Source organism: Paenarthrobacter sp. NPDC089988 (assembly GCF_044748465.1).
Taxonomy (GTDB): domain Bacteria; phylum Actinomycetota; class Actinomycetes; order Actinomycetales; family Micrococcaceae; genus Arthrobacter.
In genome coordinates this window covers 72,832-87,692 of sequence record NZ_JBIVGD010000012.1, presented here as the reverse complement: position 1 = coordinate 87,692, position 14,861 = coordinate 72,832, and the positions used below count along the sequence as shown (strand labels likewise).

15 protein-coding genes are annotated in these 14,861 nt (G+C 62.5%); 4 read left to right on the top strand and 11 right to left on the bottom strand.

Annotated elements, in window-relative coordinates:
• Positions 1-7: 7 nt before the first annotated feature.
• Positions 8-1,348 carry a type I glutamate--ammonia ligase gene (gene glnA, locus ACIPV6_RS15060; RefSeq protein ID WP_397322864.1) on the bottom strand — a complete coding sequence of 447 codons (1,341 nt, stop codon included), beginning with the start codon at positions 1,346-1,348 and terminating at the stop codon, positions 8-10.
• 188 nt (positions 1,349-1,536) lie between these two features.
• On the opposite strand from glnA, the gene panB reads away from it, so the two are divergent.
• On the top strand, positions 1,537-2,442 hold the full coding sequence (panB, locus tag ACIPV6_RS15055; protein ID WP_400271644.1) for a 3-methyl-2-oxobutanoate hydroxymethyltransferase: 906 nt from the start codon (positions 1,537-1,539) through the stop codon (positions 2,440-2,442).
• On the opposite strand, the gene ACIPV6_RS15050 is transcribed toward panB, so the two are convergent.
• Positions 2,439-2,603, bottom strand: a complete 165-nt coding sequence (locus tag ACIPV6_RS15050; protein ID WP_400271643.1) for an SPOR domain-containing protein — start codon at positions 2,601-2,603, stop codon at positions 2,439-2,441. The two genes, panB and ACIPV6_RS15050, sit on opposite strands and share 4 nt — an antisense overlap.
• A gap of 108 nt (positions 2,604-2,711) precedes the next feature.
• Between ACIPV6_RS15050 and map the strand changes: the two genes are divergently transcribed.
• Both map and ppgK read left to right on the top strand, forming a co-directional pair.
• Complete coding sequence (gene map / locus ACIPV6_RS15045; protein WP_400271642.1) at positions 2,712-3,590, top strand: type I methionyl aminopeptidase; 879 nt, start codon at positions 2,712-2,714, stop codon at positions 3,588-3,590.
• Positions 3,591-3,660: 70 nt separating this feature from the next.
• Positions 3,661-4,464, top strand: a complete 804-nt coding sequence (gene ppgK / locus ACIPV6_RS15040) for a polyphosphate--glucose phosphotransferase (protein ID WP_400271714.1) — start codon at positions 3,661-3,663, stop codon at positions 4,462-4,464.
• Between the two features lie 93 nt (positions 4,465-4,557).
• Here the strand turns inward: ppgK and nrdR are convergent, their stop codons facing one another.
• The 3 genes from nrdR to ACIPV6_RS15025 form a co-directional block, all read right to left on the bottom strand.
• Positions 4,558-5,061 (bottom strand): transcriptional regulator NrdR, encoded by a 504-nt coding sequence (gene nrdR, locus ACIPV6_RS15035; RefSeq protein WP_400271641.1) that lies wholly within the window; start codon positions 5,059-5,061, stop codon positions 4,558-4,560.
• A 168-nt stretch (positions 5,062-5,229) separates the two neighbouring features.
• On the bottom strand, positions 5,230-6,594 hold the full coding sequence (hisD, locus tag ACIPV6_RS15030) for a histidinol dehydrogenase (RefSeq protein WP_400271640.1): 1,365 nt from the start codon (positions 6,592-6,594) through the stop codon (positions 5,230-5,232).
• Between the two features lie 4 nt (positions 6,595-6,598).
• Entirely contained in the window at positions 6,599-7,132 is a 534-nt protein-coding gene (locus tag ACIPV6_RS15025) for a hypothetical protein (RefSeq protein WP_400271639.1), read from the bottom strand.
• Between the two features lie 158 nt (positions 7,133-7,290).
• On the opposite strand from ACIPV6_RS15025, the gene ACIPV6_RS15020 reads away from it, so the two are divergent.
• Positions 7,291-7,749 (top strand): flavin reductase family protein, encoded by a 459-nt coding sequence (locus tag ACIPV6_RS15020; protein ID WP_397322962.1) that lies wholly within the window; start codon positions 7,291-7,293, stop codon positions 7,747-7,749.
• Positions 7,750-7,762: 13 nt separating this feature from the next.
• Here the strand turns inward: ACIPV6_RS15020 and dnaE are convergent, their stop codons facing one another.
• The 6 genes from dnaE to ACIPV6_RS14990 all read right to left on the bottom strand — a co-directional run bounded on the left by dnaE (position 7,763) and on the right by ACIPV6_RS14990 (position 14,790).
• Positions 7,763-11,320, bottom strand: a complete 3,558-nt coding sequence (dnaE, locus tag ACIPV6_RS15015) for a DNA polymerase III subunit alpha (RefSeq protein WP_400271638.1) — start codon at positions 11,318-11,320, stop codon at positions 7,763-7,765.
• Between the two features lie 70 nt (positions 11,321-11,390).
• Positions 11,391-12,317 carry an RluA family pseudouridine synthase gene (locus ACIPV6_RS15010; protein ID WP_400271637.1) on the bottom strand — a complete coding sequence of 309 codons (927 nt, stop codon included), beginning with the start codon at positions 12,315-12,317 and terminating at the stop codon, positions 11,391-11,393.
• The gene (lspA, locus tag ACIPV6_RS15005) at positions 12,310-12,900 is read right to left on the bottom strand and encodes a signal peptidase II (protein ID WP_400271636.1); all 591 of its coding nucleotides are present in this window, start codon (positions 12,898-12,900) and stop codon (positions 12,310-12,312) included. The genes ACIPV6_RS15010 and lspA overlap by 8 nt, the downstream gene beginning before the upstream one ends.
• 97 nt (positions 12,901-12,997) lie before the next feature.
• A complete protein-coding gene (locus ACIPV6_RS15000; protein ID WP_400271635.1) occupies positions 12,998-13,705 on the bottom strand; it encodes a DivIVA domain-containing protein in 708 nt (235 codons plus the stop codon).
• Between the two features lie 154 nt (positions 13,706-13,859).
• Positions 13,860-14,147, bottom strand: a complete 288-nt coding sequence (locus ACIPV6_RS14995; RefSeq protein WP_400271634.1) for a YggT family protein — start codon at positions 14,145-14,147, stop codon at positions 13,860-13,862.
• A 109-nt stretch (positions 14,148-14,256) separates the two neighbouring features.
• Positions 14,257-14,790 carry a cell division protein SepF gene (locus tag ACIPV6_RS14990; RefSeq protein ID WP_397322879.1) on the bottom strand — a complete coding sequence of 178 codons (534 nt, stop codon included), beginning with the start codon at positions 14,788-14,790 and terminating at the stop codon, positions 14,257-14,259.
• Positions 14,791-14,861 lie beyond the last annotated feature (71 nt).

The window sequence follows — 14,861 nt, the reverse complement described above, 5'->3', positions numbered from 1 at the left end:
GCGCCGCCTAGAGGATGCCGAGGTTGCGCTGCAGCTCGTAAGGCGTGACCTGCAGACGGTAGTCCTGCCATTCGGCGCGCTTGTTGCGCAGGAAGTGTTCAAAGACCTGCTCCCCAAGGATCTGCGCCACGAGTTCCGACTCTTCCATGGCGCGGATGGCGTCGTGGAGGCTGGCCGGCAACGGAGCGTGCCCCATGGCCTTTCGCTCGGCCGTCGTCAGCGACCAAACATCGTCTTCGGCGGCCGCCGGGAGTTCGTAGCCTTCCTCGATACCCTTCAGGCCGGCGCCCAGGAGCACCGCATAAGCGAGGTAGGGGTTGGTGGCAGAGTCGATGCCGCGGTACTCGATGCGCGCCGACTGCCCCTTGCCCGGCTTGTAGAGCGGGACGCGGACCAGGGCGGAACGGTTGTTGTGGCCCCAGCTCAGGTAGCTCGGGGCTTCACCGCCGCCCCACAATCGCTTGTAGGAGTTCACGAACTGGTTCGTGACGGCGGTGAACTCGGGTGCGTGCCTCAGGATGCCCGCAATGAACTGGCGGGCGGTCTTGGAGAGCTGGAACTCGGCTCCGGCCTCAAAGAAGGCGTTCGTGTCACCCTCGAACAGGGAGAAGTGGGTGTGCATTCCGGAGCCGGGGTGGTCTGTGAACGGCTTCGGCATGAACGTGGCGTAGGTGCCCTGCTGCAGGGCCACTTCCTTGATAACAGTGCGGAAGGTCATGATGTTGTCCGCTGTCTGCAGTGCGTCGGCGTACCGAAGGTCGATTTCGTTCTGCCCGGGGCCGCCTTCGTGGTGGCTGAACTCCACCGATATGCCCACTGATTCGAGCATGGTGACGGCCGTGCGCCGGAAATCCTGCGCAACTCCGCCCGGAACGTGGTCGAAGTAGCCGCCTTCATCCACGGGCACCGGAGCCCCGTCCGGGCCCAGATCCTTGGACTTGAGGAGGTAGAACTCGATCTCCGGGTGCGTGTAGCAGGTGAAGCCCATGTCCGCGGCCTTGGCCAGCGTGCGCTTGAGGACATTGCGGGGATCGGCAGCCGATGGCTCCCCGTCCGGAGTCAGCACATCGCAGAACATCCTGGAGGTCTGTTCAGTCTCGCCGCGCCACGGCAGGATCTGGAAAGTCGAGGGGTCGGGCTGGGCCAGCATGTCGGATTCAAAGACACGGGCCAGGCCCTCGATGGCGGAGCCATCGAAGCCGAGGCCTTCCTCGAACGCACCCTCGACCTCTGCCGGCGCCAGGGCCACGGATTTCAGCGAACCCACGACGTCGGTGAACCACAAGCGTACGAAGCGCACGTCACGCTCTTCGATCGTCCGCAGAACGAACTCTTGCTGGCGGTCCATTGGGGCCTCTTTTCCGGTCGGTATCCACGCCGCGCGGTTCCGTTGGGAAGGCGCGGCAGCTCAGCCTTCACTCTACTAAGCATTCGTGGCGAATGCCGCCGCAGGGACACCGCGTAACACAGCGTTTACAAATGGTGACGCTTGGCACATTGCTGGCAGCCCCCGTCGGCACGGCTTAGGCTCTATCCATGGCCCCAAGCAACCTTCCTGAGTCCAGCACGCCCGCCGAAGTTCCCGCCCCTTACGGTTCGGGTCCTGCCGCAGCAGCACAAGAACCCTCCACGGACGCCAGGAAGCCCCTTTCCAAGGTTCGGATCCACCACCTGCAGCAGGCCAAGGACAACGGCGGCCGCTTCGCCATGCTGACCGCCTATGAGCAATACACGGCAGAGATTTTCGACCAGGCCGGCATCGAAGTACTACTGGTGGGCGATTCGGCCTCTAACAATGTGTTCGGCAATGAGACAAGCCTTCCCGTCACGGTGGACGAACTGCTGCCCTTGTGCCGCGCCGTGAGCCGTTCCGCCAAGCGCGCCCTGGTGGTGGCCGATTTGCCTTTCGGCAGTTACGAGGTCTCCCCCGGACAGGCCGTAGCGACCGGGGTGCGTTTCCTGAAGGAAGGGCTGGCGCACGCCGTCAAGATCGAAGGGACCGCCTACTATGCCGAAACGGTCCGCGCCATGGTGCAGGCCGGCATTCCCGTCATGGCCCACATTGGATTCACCCCGCAGAGCGAGCATTCCCTGGGCGGCTACCGTGTCCAAGGGCGCGGCGACGATGCCCAACGCCTGATCGACGACGCCCTGGCCCTGCAGGACGCAGGAGCCTTCAGCGTGCTCATGGAGATGGTTCCTGCCGGGACAGCTGCCGCCGTCGACGCCGCCCTGCGTGTTCCCACGGTTGGCATCGGCGCCGGCAAGGACACCACGGGCCAGGTCCTGGTGTGGCAGGACATGGCAGGACTCCGCGGCGGCAAGATGGCCAAGTTCGTCAAGCAGTACGCCGATCTCCGCAGCACCCTGGGCGAAGCCGCCGCTGCCTACGGAGCCGATGTCCGGTCAGGCCAGTTCCCGGGACCTGAGCACTCCTTCTAGTCCTCGTCCTGGGCATCCCAGACTTCGTTGCGCTGCTTCACCTTTTCCAAGGCATGCTCGGCTTCTTCGCGGGTTTTGTAGGGACCAATCAGCTGGGTCCAGTCGGACATGGCGTCCTCTTCGATCTGGTGCGTCTTGACGTTGTACCAGTACTCCGTCACGTCTCCTCCTAGCGTCAGTGGACTCTCCGTCGCGTAACGTTCGCGGGCCCTCTTGGAACCGGCACGCATTGTTACTTGCGTCTCGTGCCCGCCTTATATGATCAATCTATGCCTTCTCCAGTCTCCACCGCACCCATCGGCACGCTGTCCCCCGGTACCATCAGCCCTGAGCTGGCTGTCCCCGGGTCGATTGCCCGTCCTGAGTACGTCGGCAAGAAGGCCCCGGCCAAGTTCACCGGTTCGGAGGTCAAGTCCGCGGAAACCATCGAGAGGATCAGGATTGCGGGCAAGATCGCCGCCCAGGCGATCGTGGAGGTCGGAAAGCACATCCAGCCGGGGGTGACAACGGACCAACTGGACAAGGTGGGGCACGAGTACCTCCTGGACCACCATGCGTACCCGTCCACGTTGGGCTACCGCGGCTTTCCCAAATCACTGTGCTCCTCACTGAACGAGGTGATCTGCCACGGCATCCCCGATTCCACGGTGGTGCAGGACGGCGACATCCTCAACATCGACATCACGGCCTTCATCAATGGCGTGCATGGGGACACGAATTACACTTTCCTGGTTGGCGACGTGGACGAAGAGTCCCGTTTGCTGGTTGAGCGTACGCAGGAGTCGCTCAACCGGGCCATCAAGGCCGTGGCCCCGGGCCGCGAAATCAATGTCATCGGCCGCGCCATCGAATCGTATGCCAAGCGATTCGGCTACGGCGTGGTCCGGGACTTCACCGGTCACGGCGTCGGAGAGGCCTTTCACACGGGCCTCATCATTCCGCACTACGATGCCGCTCCGGCGTACAACACGGTGATCGAGACCGGCATGGTGTTCACCATCGAGCCCATGCTGACACTCGGCACCATCGAATGGGACATGTGGGCCGACGACTGGACCGTCGTCACCAGGGACCACAAACGCACGGCCCAATTCGAACACACCCTGCTGGTCACCGAGACCGGCGCGGAAATCCTTACCCTTCCCTGAACCCTTCGGAAGGGGCACGCCGCCCTGTGGCTGCGCCACGTCCAACCCTCCTGCCATGAACGGAATTGAATTGTCCAAAAAGGATGAGAAGACCCACAAGAACGCTCCGCTGATCGGAATCGACATCGGCGGTACCGGTATCAAGGGCGGCATTGTCGACCTCAAGAAGGGCAAGCTGATCGGCGACCGCTTCCGCGTTCCGACGCCACAGCCGGCCACGCCCGAGGCAGTGGCCGAGGTGGTGGCCGAAATCGTGGAAGAACTCTCCAACCGTCCCGATGCACCCGCGGCAGACTCTCCCATCGGCGTCACTTTTCCCGGCATTATCCAGCATGGTGTGGTCCACTCGGCCGCCAACGTGGACAAATCCTGGCTGGACACTGACATTGACAAGAAGTTCACGGAACGGCTTGGCCGTCCGGTCGAGGTCATCAACGACGCCGACGCCGCCGGCCTCGCCGAGGCACGCTACGGTGCGGGCGAAGGCGTTGACGGTACGGTCCTGGTTATCACCCTCGGCACGGGAATCGGTTCGGCCTTCATCTTCAACGGCCAATTGGTTCCGAATGCCGAACTTGGGCACCTGGAAGTGGATGGCTTCGACGCCGAAACGAAAGCCTCGGCCGTGGCCCGCGAACGGGATGGCCTGAGCTGGGATGAATACGGGGTGCTCCTCAACCGCTACCTGCAGCACGTCGAGTTCTTGTTCTCGCCCGAACTCTTCATCATCGGCGGTGGCATCTCCAAGCGATCCGACGAGTACTTCCCGCACTTGGAACTGCGCACGGATATTGTCACGGCAAAGTTGAAGAATGACGCCGGGATCGTGGGCGCGGCCCTTGAGGTGGCCCTCCACCACAAGCTGGCCAAATAGCAGACCAGCGTTCCGACGCCAGCTCCGGCCGGTCATGGTCCGGGAATGGTGCCGGTGGTGGCTGCGGCTTCCCCTCCGCTGCCACCACCGGAGTCAGAGTTGGCTCTTCGCGGAGCCTTTCGTGCCTTTGGCGGAGGACTTCGCGTGTGCCTCGGCTTCATGGCGAAGCAAGGAGATGGCCGATTCGAAATCTTCCAGTGATTCGAAGGCCTGGTACACGCTGGCGAACCTGAGGTAGGCCACTTCGTCCAGCTTGCGCAGCGGTCCCAGGATAGCCAGGCCAACCTCGTGGGCATCGATCTCAGCCGCACCCGACGAGCGGATGTTCTCTTCGACCTCCTGCGCCAGCATGGCGAGGTCATCCTCGGTGACAGGGCGCCCTTGGCAGGCCTTCCGGACACCGCTGATCACCTTGATGCGGCTGAACGGTTCACCGACACCCGAACGCTTGATCACGGACAGACTGGTGGTTTCCACTGTGGTGAAGCGCCGGCCGCACTCCGGGCATTGGCGCCTGCGGCGGATCGATGAACCGTCGTCAGCCATGCGGCTGTCCACTACTCGGGAATCAGGATTCCGGCAGAACGGACAATACACGTTGGGCCTCCCTGATGGTTTCCGTTGCCTGGCACCCGCAGCGCGCGGGAACGCAAAGGTGCCGGAAGTTTCACTTCCGGCACCAGTTTACGTTCGGGTGCACCCTAATGACAAGCGTGTAACTACTACATGTAGTGGTAGCCACCCGTATATGTAGTGGTTGGAGCCTTAGGCGAAGCGGATCTTTACCGCGTCACCGTGCCCCGGGAGATCCTCTGCGCCGGACAGGCTGACGATGTGCTTGCTGACCTGCTCCAAGGCCGAGCGGTCGTAGTTGACAACCTGCACAGCCCGCAGGAAGGTCGTCACGTTGAGCCCCGAGGAGAAAGCGGCGGTGCCACTCGTGGGCAGCACGTGGTTGGAGCCTGCGCAGTAGTCCCCCAGGCTCACAGGGCTGTAGTCGCCCACGAAGATGGCGCCGGCGTTACGGATCCGTCCCGCAACAGCGGACGCATCCGCCGTCATGATTTCCAGGTGTTCCGCCGCGTACGCGTTGCACACGGCGATTCCCTGTTCCAGGTCATCAACCAACACCACACCGGACTGCGGCCCCGAAAGAGCCTCGAACACCCGCGCACTGTGCTTGGTCGCTGCTGCCTGACGGCCCAGTTCAAACACGACGGCGTCCGCCAGCTCCGGGGAATCGGTCACCAATACGGACGCTGCTTTGGGATCATGCTCGGCCTGGCTCAGGAGGTCGGCCGCCACGAGCGGCGCCTGGGCACTGGAATCGGCAAGGATCGCAATTTCGGTGGTGCCGGCTTCGGAATCGATGCCCACCACACCCTTGACCAGGCGCTTGGCGGTGGCCACGAAGATGTTTCCAGGACCGGTCACCACGTCGACGGGCTCAATCGGCTGCTCCGCACCATCACCCGGGATACCGTAGGCAAACGAAACTATTGCTTGGGCGCCACCGATTGCGTACACCTCCTCAATGCCGAGCAGAGATGCAGCAGCCAGGATGGTGGGGTGCGGGAGGCCGCCGAAGTCCTTCTGGGGCGGCGAAGCCAAGGCAATCGACTGCACGCCTGCAGCCACCGCCGGGACGACGTTCATGATCACCGACGAGGCCAGCGGGGCCAACCCGCCCGGCACATAGAGCCCCACCCTGCCCACCGGAATCCAGTTCTGGCTGACCACCGCGCCATCGGCGAGGCTCACGTCCACGTTGGCCGGCCGCTGGCGCTCGGCAAACTGGCGGGCACGGTTGATGGACTCTTCCAAGGCAGCGCGGACAGCGGGATCAAGCTCCGCCAGGGCCTTGGCAATGGCCTCTGCCGGAACCCGCGGGTGCGACTGCTCAACGCCGTCGAAATTCCGTGCGAGATCTCCCAGTGCGGCGAAGCCGCGGCCGCGCACATCCGCGATGATGTCCAGGACCTTGCGCTCCGCGTCTGCCAACGTCTGATGCTGCGCCCGCGGAACGGCGGCCCGCAACTCCGCAAGCGAGAGCCGGCGGCCGCGGAAGTCGATGGTGCGGAAGTTCAAAGAATCAGTGGCGGGGGAAGCAGTATCCGAAGGAGTGGTCACCTGCCTATTTTACGGGCTTCCCGGAAAGAACCCCGAACAAGGCCAGGACGAACGTCATGAAAGCGGTGGCTCCGGGCCACAACAGGAGGACCGCATACGAACGGAGGGTGAAGCCGTACTCAGGGCCAAGGGCAGGATCCGGCGCCATGCCCCAGAGCATTGCGGCAAGAAGTCCTGCCAACCATGACAGGCCAGCGCCGATCGCACCTCCCGCCAAGGCGAAGCCCAGGCGTCTGCCAGCCCCGTTCCCCTTCAATTTGCCATCCAGCACCAGTCCCACAACGCAGCCCGCGATAAGCATCAGGGCGGCAAGGACGAGGTCCCTTGGCAGCCAGGAATCGGGATTCGAGGGATTGGCCAACGCGGGATTGCCGGACAAGATGTTCAACCCACCCGGAGCCAGTACCCACCACAGGAGGCCCAGAACAAGGCCCGAGAGTCCGGGAACAGCAAGCCACAGCAACTCCTTGGACTGCATTGGGCGGCGAGTGGGGGCTGCTTCTGTGTCAGCAGGAACATGGACTGCGGGCTCGGTCATGCAACTCACATTAACAAAGGTTCATGCTGGCTCATGAAAAAGGACACCACGGCCCCTCCGGGGAATACCCTGATGGGAGATGCCCGCCCAGCACCAGCGCAGGAGACAAGACCAACGTGGGAAGTGCAACACCCGGTTTCGAACAGACCTTCAGGGAAATGTTCCGCCGCCACGCCGCCGGAGTGGCCATTATTACGGCAAATCTCGACGGAAGGCCCTTCGGCTTCACGGCCACTTCCGTGGCGTCGTTGTCTGCCGAACCGCCGCGCTTCACGTTCAACATGGCCCGAAGCTCCAGCTCATGGCCGGCAGTGGCAAACGCCAATTACATCGGCGTCCATATGCTGGGCCTGGAAAACCAAGCCCTGGCCGACCGCTTCGCCCGCACCCGGGACCGGTTCGAAGGCGACCACTGGGAACCAGGTCCCCACGAAGTCCCCATCCTGAAGGACGTCACGGGATGGCTTGTGGGAAAGATCCAGATGCGGCTCTCCTTCGAGAACAACGCAGTGGTGGTTGTGGAGGTGGTGGACGGCCAGGTGGGCGATGACGGCACTCCCCTGCTTTACCACAGTGGCAGCTACAGCAAGCCAGCCCCCCTGGACTACGAAATCTAGGCCCCGGCCATGCCTAGTTGTCCAGGCAGGCCGGCCCCAGGAGGACCTTCAGGTCCCCAAAAAGGGATGGGCTGGGGTTGACCCTCATGTGGACCGGGAGTCCCATGACTTCCACCTTGGTGTCGCCCATCAGTTTGAGCCTGACTTCCGAGTTCCCCCTGTGGGTCCTGAGGACATCGCGCAGGTCCGTCACCACCGTCTCCGTAGCCTTGAACGTCGGAATGGTGATGACCACGGGTCCGTTGACGCTCTCGCTGAGGTCCGGCACGGAGAGTTCCATGCAGTTCAGTGTGACCGCACCGTCATCACGGCGCTGCAGCCTTCCCTTGACCACTACGATCAGGTCCTCGGCCAGCACCGAAGCGATGGGCCCGTAGACCTGCCCGAAGAACATCACTTCCATCGAGCCGCCAAGGTCCTCGATTTCTGCCCGGGCGTACGCGTTGCCACTGGCTTTGGCAATGCGCCGACTGAGTGAGGTGATCATGCCCGCGATGGTGACAATGGCGCCGTCGTGCGGTCCGTCCTCGGCGATGATCGACGTAATGGACATTTCCGCGTGCTGGCTGAGAACGCCTTCCAGGCCCTGCAACGGGTGGTCCGAAACGTAAAGTCCCAGCATGTCGCGTTCAAAGGAGAGTTTGTCCTTCTTCTCCCATTCTGGAAGATCCGGTATCTCCGTGCTGAGCGAAGCTTCCGGCTCCTGGTCCTCGAACCCGGCAAAAAGGTCGAATTGGCCGATCGCTTCGTTGCGTTTGAGCGTGATGACGGAGTCGATGGCCTCTTCATGGATCATCGCCAGGGCGCGACGGTGGTGTCCGAGGGAGTCGAACGCCCCGGCTTTGATCAGGGATTCAATGGTCCGCTTGTTGCACACAATCGCGGGGACCTTCATCAGGAAGTCCTTGAACGAGGTGTACGCACCCTCCGTGGCCCGGGCCGAAACCATGGCGTCCACGACGTTGACGCCCACGTTGCGGATGGCGCCCATTCCGAAGCGGATGTCCTGGCCCACTGGGGTGAAGTTCAGCGACGACTCGTTGACATCCGGCGGCAGCACCGTGATGCCCATGCGGCGGCATTCGTTGAGGTAGATGGCCGACTTGTCCTTGTCATCACCCACGGAGGTCAACAGGGCGGCCATGTACTCGGGCGCGTAATGGGCCTTCAGGTACGCCGTCCAGTAGGAGATGACACCGTATGCGGCCGAGTGGGCCTTGTTGAAGGCGTAGTCCGAGAAGGGAAGGAGGATGTCCCAAAGAGTCTTGACGGCCTCCTGCGAATAGCCGTTGTCCTGCATGCCTTGCGAGAAGCCGGCGAACTGCTTGTCCAGTTCGGACTTCTTCTTCTTGCCCATGGCACGGCGCAGGATGTCTGCTTGGCCCAGGGAGTAGCCTGCCAGTTTCTGGGCCACCGCCATGACCTGCTCCTGGTAGACAATCAGGCCGAAGGTACCACCGAGGATGTCTTGCAGCGGCTCCTCCAGTTCCGGGTGGATGGGGATGACATCCTGGATGCCGTTCTTGCGCAACGCATAGTCCGTGTGGGCATTGGCGCCCATGGGACCGGGCCGATAGAGCGCGAGCACGGCGGAAATGTCTTCGAAGTTGTCAGGCTTCATCAGCTTGAGCAGCGACCGCATGGGACCGCCGTCGAGCTGGAACACGCCCAAGGTGTCGCCGCGCGCCAGGAGCTCGTAGGACGCCGCGTCATCGAGTTCGAGGTTTTCGAGGTCGAGGTCGATGTCCCGGTTCATCTTGATGTTCTCGAGGGCATCCGAAATGATCGTCAGGTTTCGAAGACCCAGGAAGTCCATCTTGATAAGGCCAAGGCCTTCGGACGTCGGATAGTCGAACTGGGTAATGACCTGGCCGTCCTGGAAACGGCGCATGATGGGGATCACGTCGATGATCGGGTCCGAGGACATGATGACGCCGGCTGCGTGTACGCCCCACTGACGCTTCAAGCCTTCGATACCCAAGGCCGTTTCGAAGACCTTGGCGGCCTCGGGATCGCTGGCGACGAGCTGGCGGAAGTCGCCCGCTTCACCGTAGCGCTTCGCCTCAGGGTTCTGGATGTCGGCCAGCGGGATGTCCTTGGCCATGACGGCAGGCGGAAGCGCCTTGGTCAATTGCTCACCCATGCTGAAGGGGTAGCCGAGCACGCGCGAAGAGTCCTTCAACGCCTGCTTGGTCTTGATAGTGCCGTACGTGACGATCATGGCCACGCGCTCGTCGCCGTACTTCCTGGTCACATAATCGATGACTTCCGAACGGCGCCGATCATCGAAGTCGACGTCGAAGTCGGGCATGGACACGCGGTCAGGGTTGAGGAACCGTTCGAAGATCAGGCCGTGCCGCAGCGGGTCAAGGTCCGTAATACGCATGGCGTAGGCCACCATGGAACCGGCGCCCGAACCACGGCCGGGACCCACGCGGATTCCGTTGTTCTTGGCCCAGTTGATGAAGTCGGCAACCACCAGGAAGTATCCCGGGAAGCCCATGGACGTAATGACTTCGAGCTCGTAGTCGGCCTGCTTGCGGACGTTGTCCGGTATGCCCTGCGGGTAACGGTAAGCAAGGCCCTTGTCCACTTCCTTCACCAGCCAGGACGTCTCGTCTTCGCCCGGCGGGCAGGGGAACCGCGGCATGAAGTTGGCGTCCGTGTTGAAGGACACCTCGCAACGCTCGGCGATCAGGAGAGTGTTGTCGCACGCATCGGGGTGGTCGCGGAAGAGCTCGCGCATTTCCTGCGGCGACTTCAGGTAGTAGCCGCTCCCGGAAAAGGCGAACCTGGAGCCGCCGTTGTCGTACGTGGGCTCAAGGAGCGTGGAACCCGACTGGATGGCGAGCAGTGCCTCGTGGGCTTTGGCATCGTGCTCGTGGGTGTAGTGAAGGTCGTTGGTGGCAACCAGCGGCAGCTTCAGTTCCTTGGCCAGGCGGAGGAGGTCCCCGGTGACCCGCCGCTCGATGTCCAGGCCATGGTCCATCAGCTCGCAGAAGTAGTTCTCGGCCCCGAAGATGTCACGGAATTCCGCGGCGGCCTCAACCGCTTCACGGTACTGGCCCAGGCGCAGCCGGGTCTGGACCTCACCCGACGGGCAGCCCGTCGTGGCAATGAGTCCTTCGGAATAGGTGTTCAGGAGTTCGCGGTCCAGCCGCGGCCACTTGCCGAACACGGAGTCCAATGAGGCAATGGAGGAAGCCCGGAACAGGTTCCGCATGCCCACGTTGTTGTAGCTCAGCAGGGTCATGTGCGTATAGGAGCCACCACCGGAGACATCGTCCTTGCGCTGGCTCTCCTCGCCCCAACGGACACGTTCCTTGTCCCCGCGCGCCGTTCCCGGCGTCACATAGGCTTCAACGCCGATGATCGGCTTAATGCCCTTGTCCGTGGCTTTGCGCCAAAAATCGAAGGCCCCGAAGAGGTAGCCGTGGTCCGTCGTCGCCAGGGCAGGCATGCCCAACCGTTCCGTTTCATCGAACAGCTCACCCAGCCGGGCTGCTCCGTCCAGCATGGAGTATTCGGTATGGGTGTGCAGGTGGACGAACGAATCATTGCTGGAACTCACCCGGACAGTCTACCGTCCACGCGCGGACGACACCGGGAGGTGGGGCCGGACCGGGCCGGAAGCCGTATGCTCAGGCAGCGCCGCTGGCCAGAAGATCCAGAGCGTACTGCAGGTCCGCGGGATAGTCGCTGGTAACCACTGTCCATTCCCCTGTACGGGGGTGCGTGAAGCCCAATTGGCGGGCGTGCAGCCATTGCCTGGTCAGGCCAAGGGTGGCAGCCAGCCGCGGATCTGCTCCGTAGGTGAGGTCGCCCGCGCAAGGATGCCGGAGGGCGGAAAAGTGCACGCGGATCTGGTGGGTTCGGCCCGTTTCCAGGTGGACTTCCACCAGCGTGGCTTTGCCGAACGCTTCGAGCACCTCATAGTGGGTCACGGAGGGCCGGCCGTCCTCCACCACGGCAAAACGCCAGTCGTGCCCAGGGTGCCGGCCGATCGGAGCATCGATGGTGCCCTCCAGTGGATCCGGGAGGCCCTGGACAACGGCGTGATAGACCTTGTCCACGGTGCGTTCCTTGAAGGCCCGCTTCAGCAGCGTATAAGCGTGCTCTGTCTTGGCGACGACCATGACGCCGGAAGTACCGACGTCGAGCCTGTGAACGATGCCCGCCCGCTCCGGTGCCCCGGACGTGGAAATCCGGTAGCCGGCGCCGGCCAGTCCCCCTACCACTGTGGGGCCCACCCACCCGGGTGAGGGGTGCGCAGCAACCCCCACCGGCTTGTCGATGACGACGAAATCCTCGTCATCCAGCAGGATCTTCAGGCCTTCCACAACTTCCTCCACCACTTCCAGGGGATCCCGACGCTCCGGAACCACTACATCCAGCACAGCGCCGGCAACCAGCTTGGCGGACTTGCCCAGCGCCGTTCCGCCACTGGTGACATGTCCTTCGGCAATCAGGAGAGCGGCGGCGGAACGGGAAATATCCAACAACCTTGCCAGGCCGGCGTCCGCCCTGGCGCCAGCCAGTTCTTCCGGCACAACTACCGAGTCACTCACCGGCAGGCTCCCCCGTCCCGCCTTTGGCGGGCTTTGGCTCGGCAACGTGCCGCTTGCCATCCATGCCGATGCCCCGCAAGGTCAGGAGGCAGATAATCACGACGCCGGAGACCACCGCGGAGTCGGCAATGTTGAAGATCGCAAAATTCGGCAGCTGGATGAAGTCCACCACGTGCCCCATGGCGAAAGACGGTTCACGGAAGAGGCGGTCGGTGAGGTTCCCCAACGCGCCACCAAGGAGCAGTCCGAGGGACAGCGCCCACCACGCAGAACCCAGCTTGCGCAGCTGGAACAGGATGGCCACGGAAACCGCGGCCATGACGATCGTGAAGATCCAGGTGACATTCTCGCCAATGGAGAAGGCGGCGCCAGAGTTCCTGATGTAGTACCAGTGCAGGAGGGGCGGAAGCACGGGAATCCGCTCGCCCTCGGTCATGGTGCTGGTGACCCAGAGCTTGGTGAGCTGGTCAAAGGTGTAGGCAAACGCTGCAAAGCCCGCAAAGAGCCAGAGCATGGCGGGGCGCCACTTGCGCTGGACAGGAGGAGCCGGCTGCGATGCGCCGTCAGTGATGTCGTCGGTCATAAGGCTTTCATTCGTGAACCATGCGGGAGCTGCCAAGGCCTTAACAGCAAAAGCCGGTGGCCGAGGAGTCCTCAGCCACCGGCTTTCAGAATACTTGCTAAACGTCAGCGGTTGCTTCGCCAACCTCAGGGGCGGCAACGGAACCACGGGCGTCGAGGTCGCGCAACTGGCCCTCGATGTAGGCCTTCAGGCGGGAACGGTAGTCGCGCTCGAAGCCACGGAGCTGCTCAACCTTGCGCTCAAGGACAGAGCGCTGTTGCTCGAGGGCACCGAGGATCTTGCGGGACTTTTCCTGTGCATCGTTGACCAAGCTGGAGGCCTCGATCTGGGCCTCGGCAATGATTTTGTCCTTCTGCTGGGCACCGTCAGCCACGTGCTTGTCGTGCATCTGCTGTGCCATGGCCAGCAGGCCTGCAGCAGACTCGGCCGAGGCCGTGTGGGTGTTGGCGGCAGGAGCCGGGGCCTTGGCAGCTTCAGCGGCCGCAGCGGCGGCAGCCTGCTCTGCTTCCTTCTTCTTGGCGGCTTCGGCAGCCTTGGCTTCCGCCTCAGCCTTCGCTTCTGCTTCCTTGTCCGCCTTGGCCGGAGCCGGAACCTTCTCGACGACCGGGGCCGCTGCAGTTGCCGCAGGCGTGGCCGAACCAGCTTCGCCGAGCTTCTTGCGGAGCTCGTCGTTCTCCTGGTTCAGGCGACGCAGTTCAACCACGATCTCATCGAGGAAGTCGTCCACCTCGTCCTGGTCGTAGCCTTCGCGGAACTTAGTCGGCTGAAAGCGCTTGTTGACAACGTCTTCTGGCGTCAAAGCCATCTGGTCACCTCGTTGGTCTAGTTAGTCAGTAGGCCTTCCGGCCGTTCAAAACTACGGTACCTAAATATCATCTTGTTCCTCCAATTCAACACCATCGTGTTGATTTGGCGAATTCCCGGGCCTCGTCCATTAGGACATCCGGCTCCGCTTGCTGCTAGGCGAGGCCGTTGGTCACCGCCATGGCGATGCTAACGGCGATTATCAGGATCAGGAACCCCAAGTCCAGTGAGATTCCGCCCAGTTGCAAGGGAGGTATGAGCCTCCTCAAGCGCCTCAGTGGCGGGTCCGTCACTGAATACACCACATGCGCTGTTACCAAAGCCACACCACGGGGGCGCCACTGGCGGGCAAACATCTGCACCCATTCAAAGATCAACCTGATGATCAGAGCAATGAAAAACAGCAACAACACAATATAGATAAGGCCGAAAACAATGCCCACGAGTTAGCTCAGATCTCCCACTTGTTCCGGAATGCCGATCGGTCCCTACTATTGCAACACAGATGCCAGGCGGGATGACCCGCCTGGCATCTAAAAATAAAGATCGTTCTCAGCTCTGGTTGAAGAAGCTTGCCTGCGATTCGCTGGCCTTCTTGTCATCGCCGATGACTTCCACATACGACGGCGAGAGGAGGAACACCTTGTTTGTGACCCGCTCGATGCTGCCATGCAGGCCAAACACCAGGCCGGCGGAAAAGTCGACCAGCCGCTTGGCGTCCGCCTCCCCCATATCAGTGACGTTCATGATGACGGGGATGCCGTCCCTGAAACTCTCACCAATGAGCTTGGCGTCATTGTAGGAACGGGGATGGACTGTGGTGATTTGCCTCAAGCCGGAGGCATCTTCGCGGCTGGAGGCCGCACGCTTGATGGGTGTCACGGGTGCGCGGTATTCCTCTTCGGCGTCAACTGTGGGCATTTCACGGACAACTTCCCGGACCGGGGCAGGAGCTCGGCGCTCTTCCCGTTCCTGCGGCTGGGGGCGTTCTTCTTCGTGGTGCGCAACGGCCTGCTCAGATTCGTAGTGTTCATCGCCGTCGGCGAGCCCAAGATAGATCATTGTCTTGCGCAGAGCGCCAGCCATGGTGCACTCCTATCGTTTCTGCAGTAGGCGGGCCGCCATGACCTGACGTAGTTGGAACCCCGGCCCGTCAT

Excerpts from the sequence above, each read along its gene's own strand:
- glnA (WP_397322864.1), bottom strand. The coding sequence starts at position 1,348 with ATGGACCGCCAGCAAGAGTTCGTTCTGCGGACGATCGAAGAGCGTGAC.
- panB (WP_400271644.1), top strand. The coding sequence starts at position 1,537 with ATGGCCCCAAGCAACCTTCCTGAGTCCAGCACGCCCGCCGAAGTTCCC.
- map (WP_400271642.1), top strand. The coding sequence starts at position 2,712 with ATGCCTTCTCCAGTCTCCACCGCACCCATCGGCACGCTGTCCCCCGGT.
- ACIPV6_RS15025 (WP_400271639.1), bottom strand. The coding sequence starts at position 7,132 with ATGACCGAGCCCGCAGTCCATGTTCCTGCTGACACAGAAGCAGCCCCC.
- ACIPV6_RS15020 (WP_397322962.1), top strand. The coding sequence starts at position 7,291 with ATGTTCCGCCGCCACGCCGCCGGAGTGGCCATTATTACGGCAAATCTC.
- lspA (WP_400271636.1), bottom strand. The coding sequence starts at position 12,900 with ATGACCGACGACATCACTGACGGCGCATCGCAGCCGGCTCCTCCTGTC.
- ACIPV6_RS15000 (WP_400271635.1), bottom strand. The coding sequence starts at position 13,705 with ATGGCTTTGACGCCAGAAGACGTTGTCAACAAGCGCTTTCAGCCGACT.
- ACIPV6_RS14990 (WP_397322879.1), bottom strand. The coding sequence starts at position 14,790 with ATGGCTGGCGCTCTGCGCAAGACAATGATCTATCTTGGGCTCGCCGAC.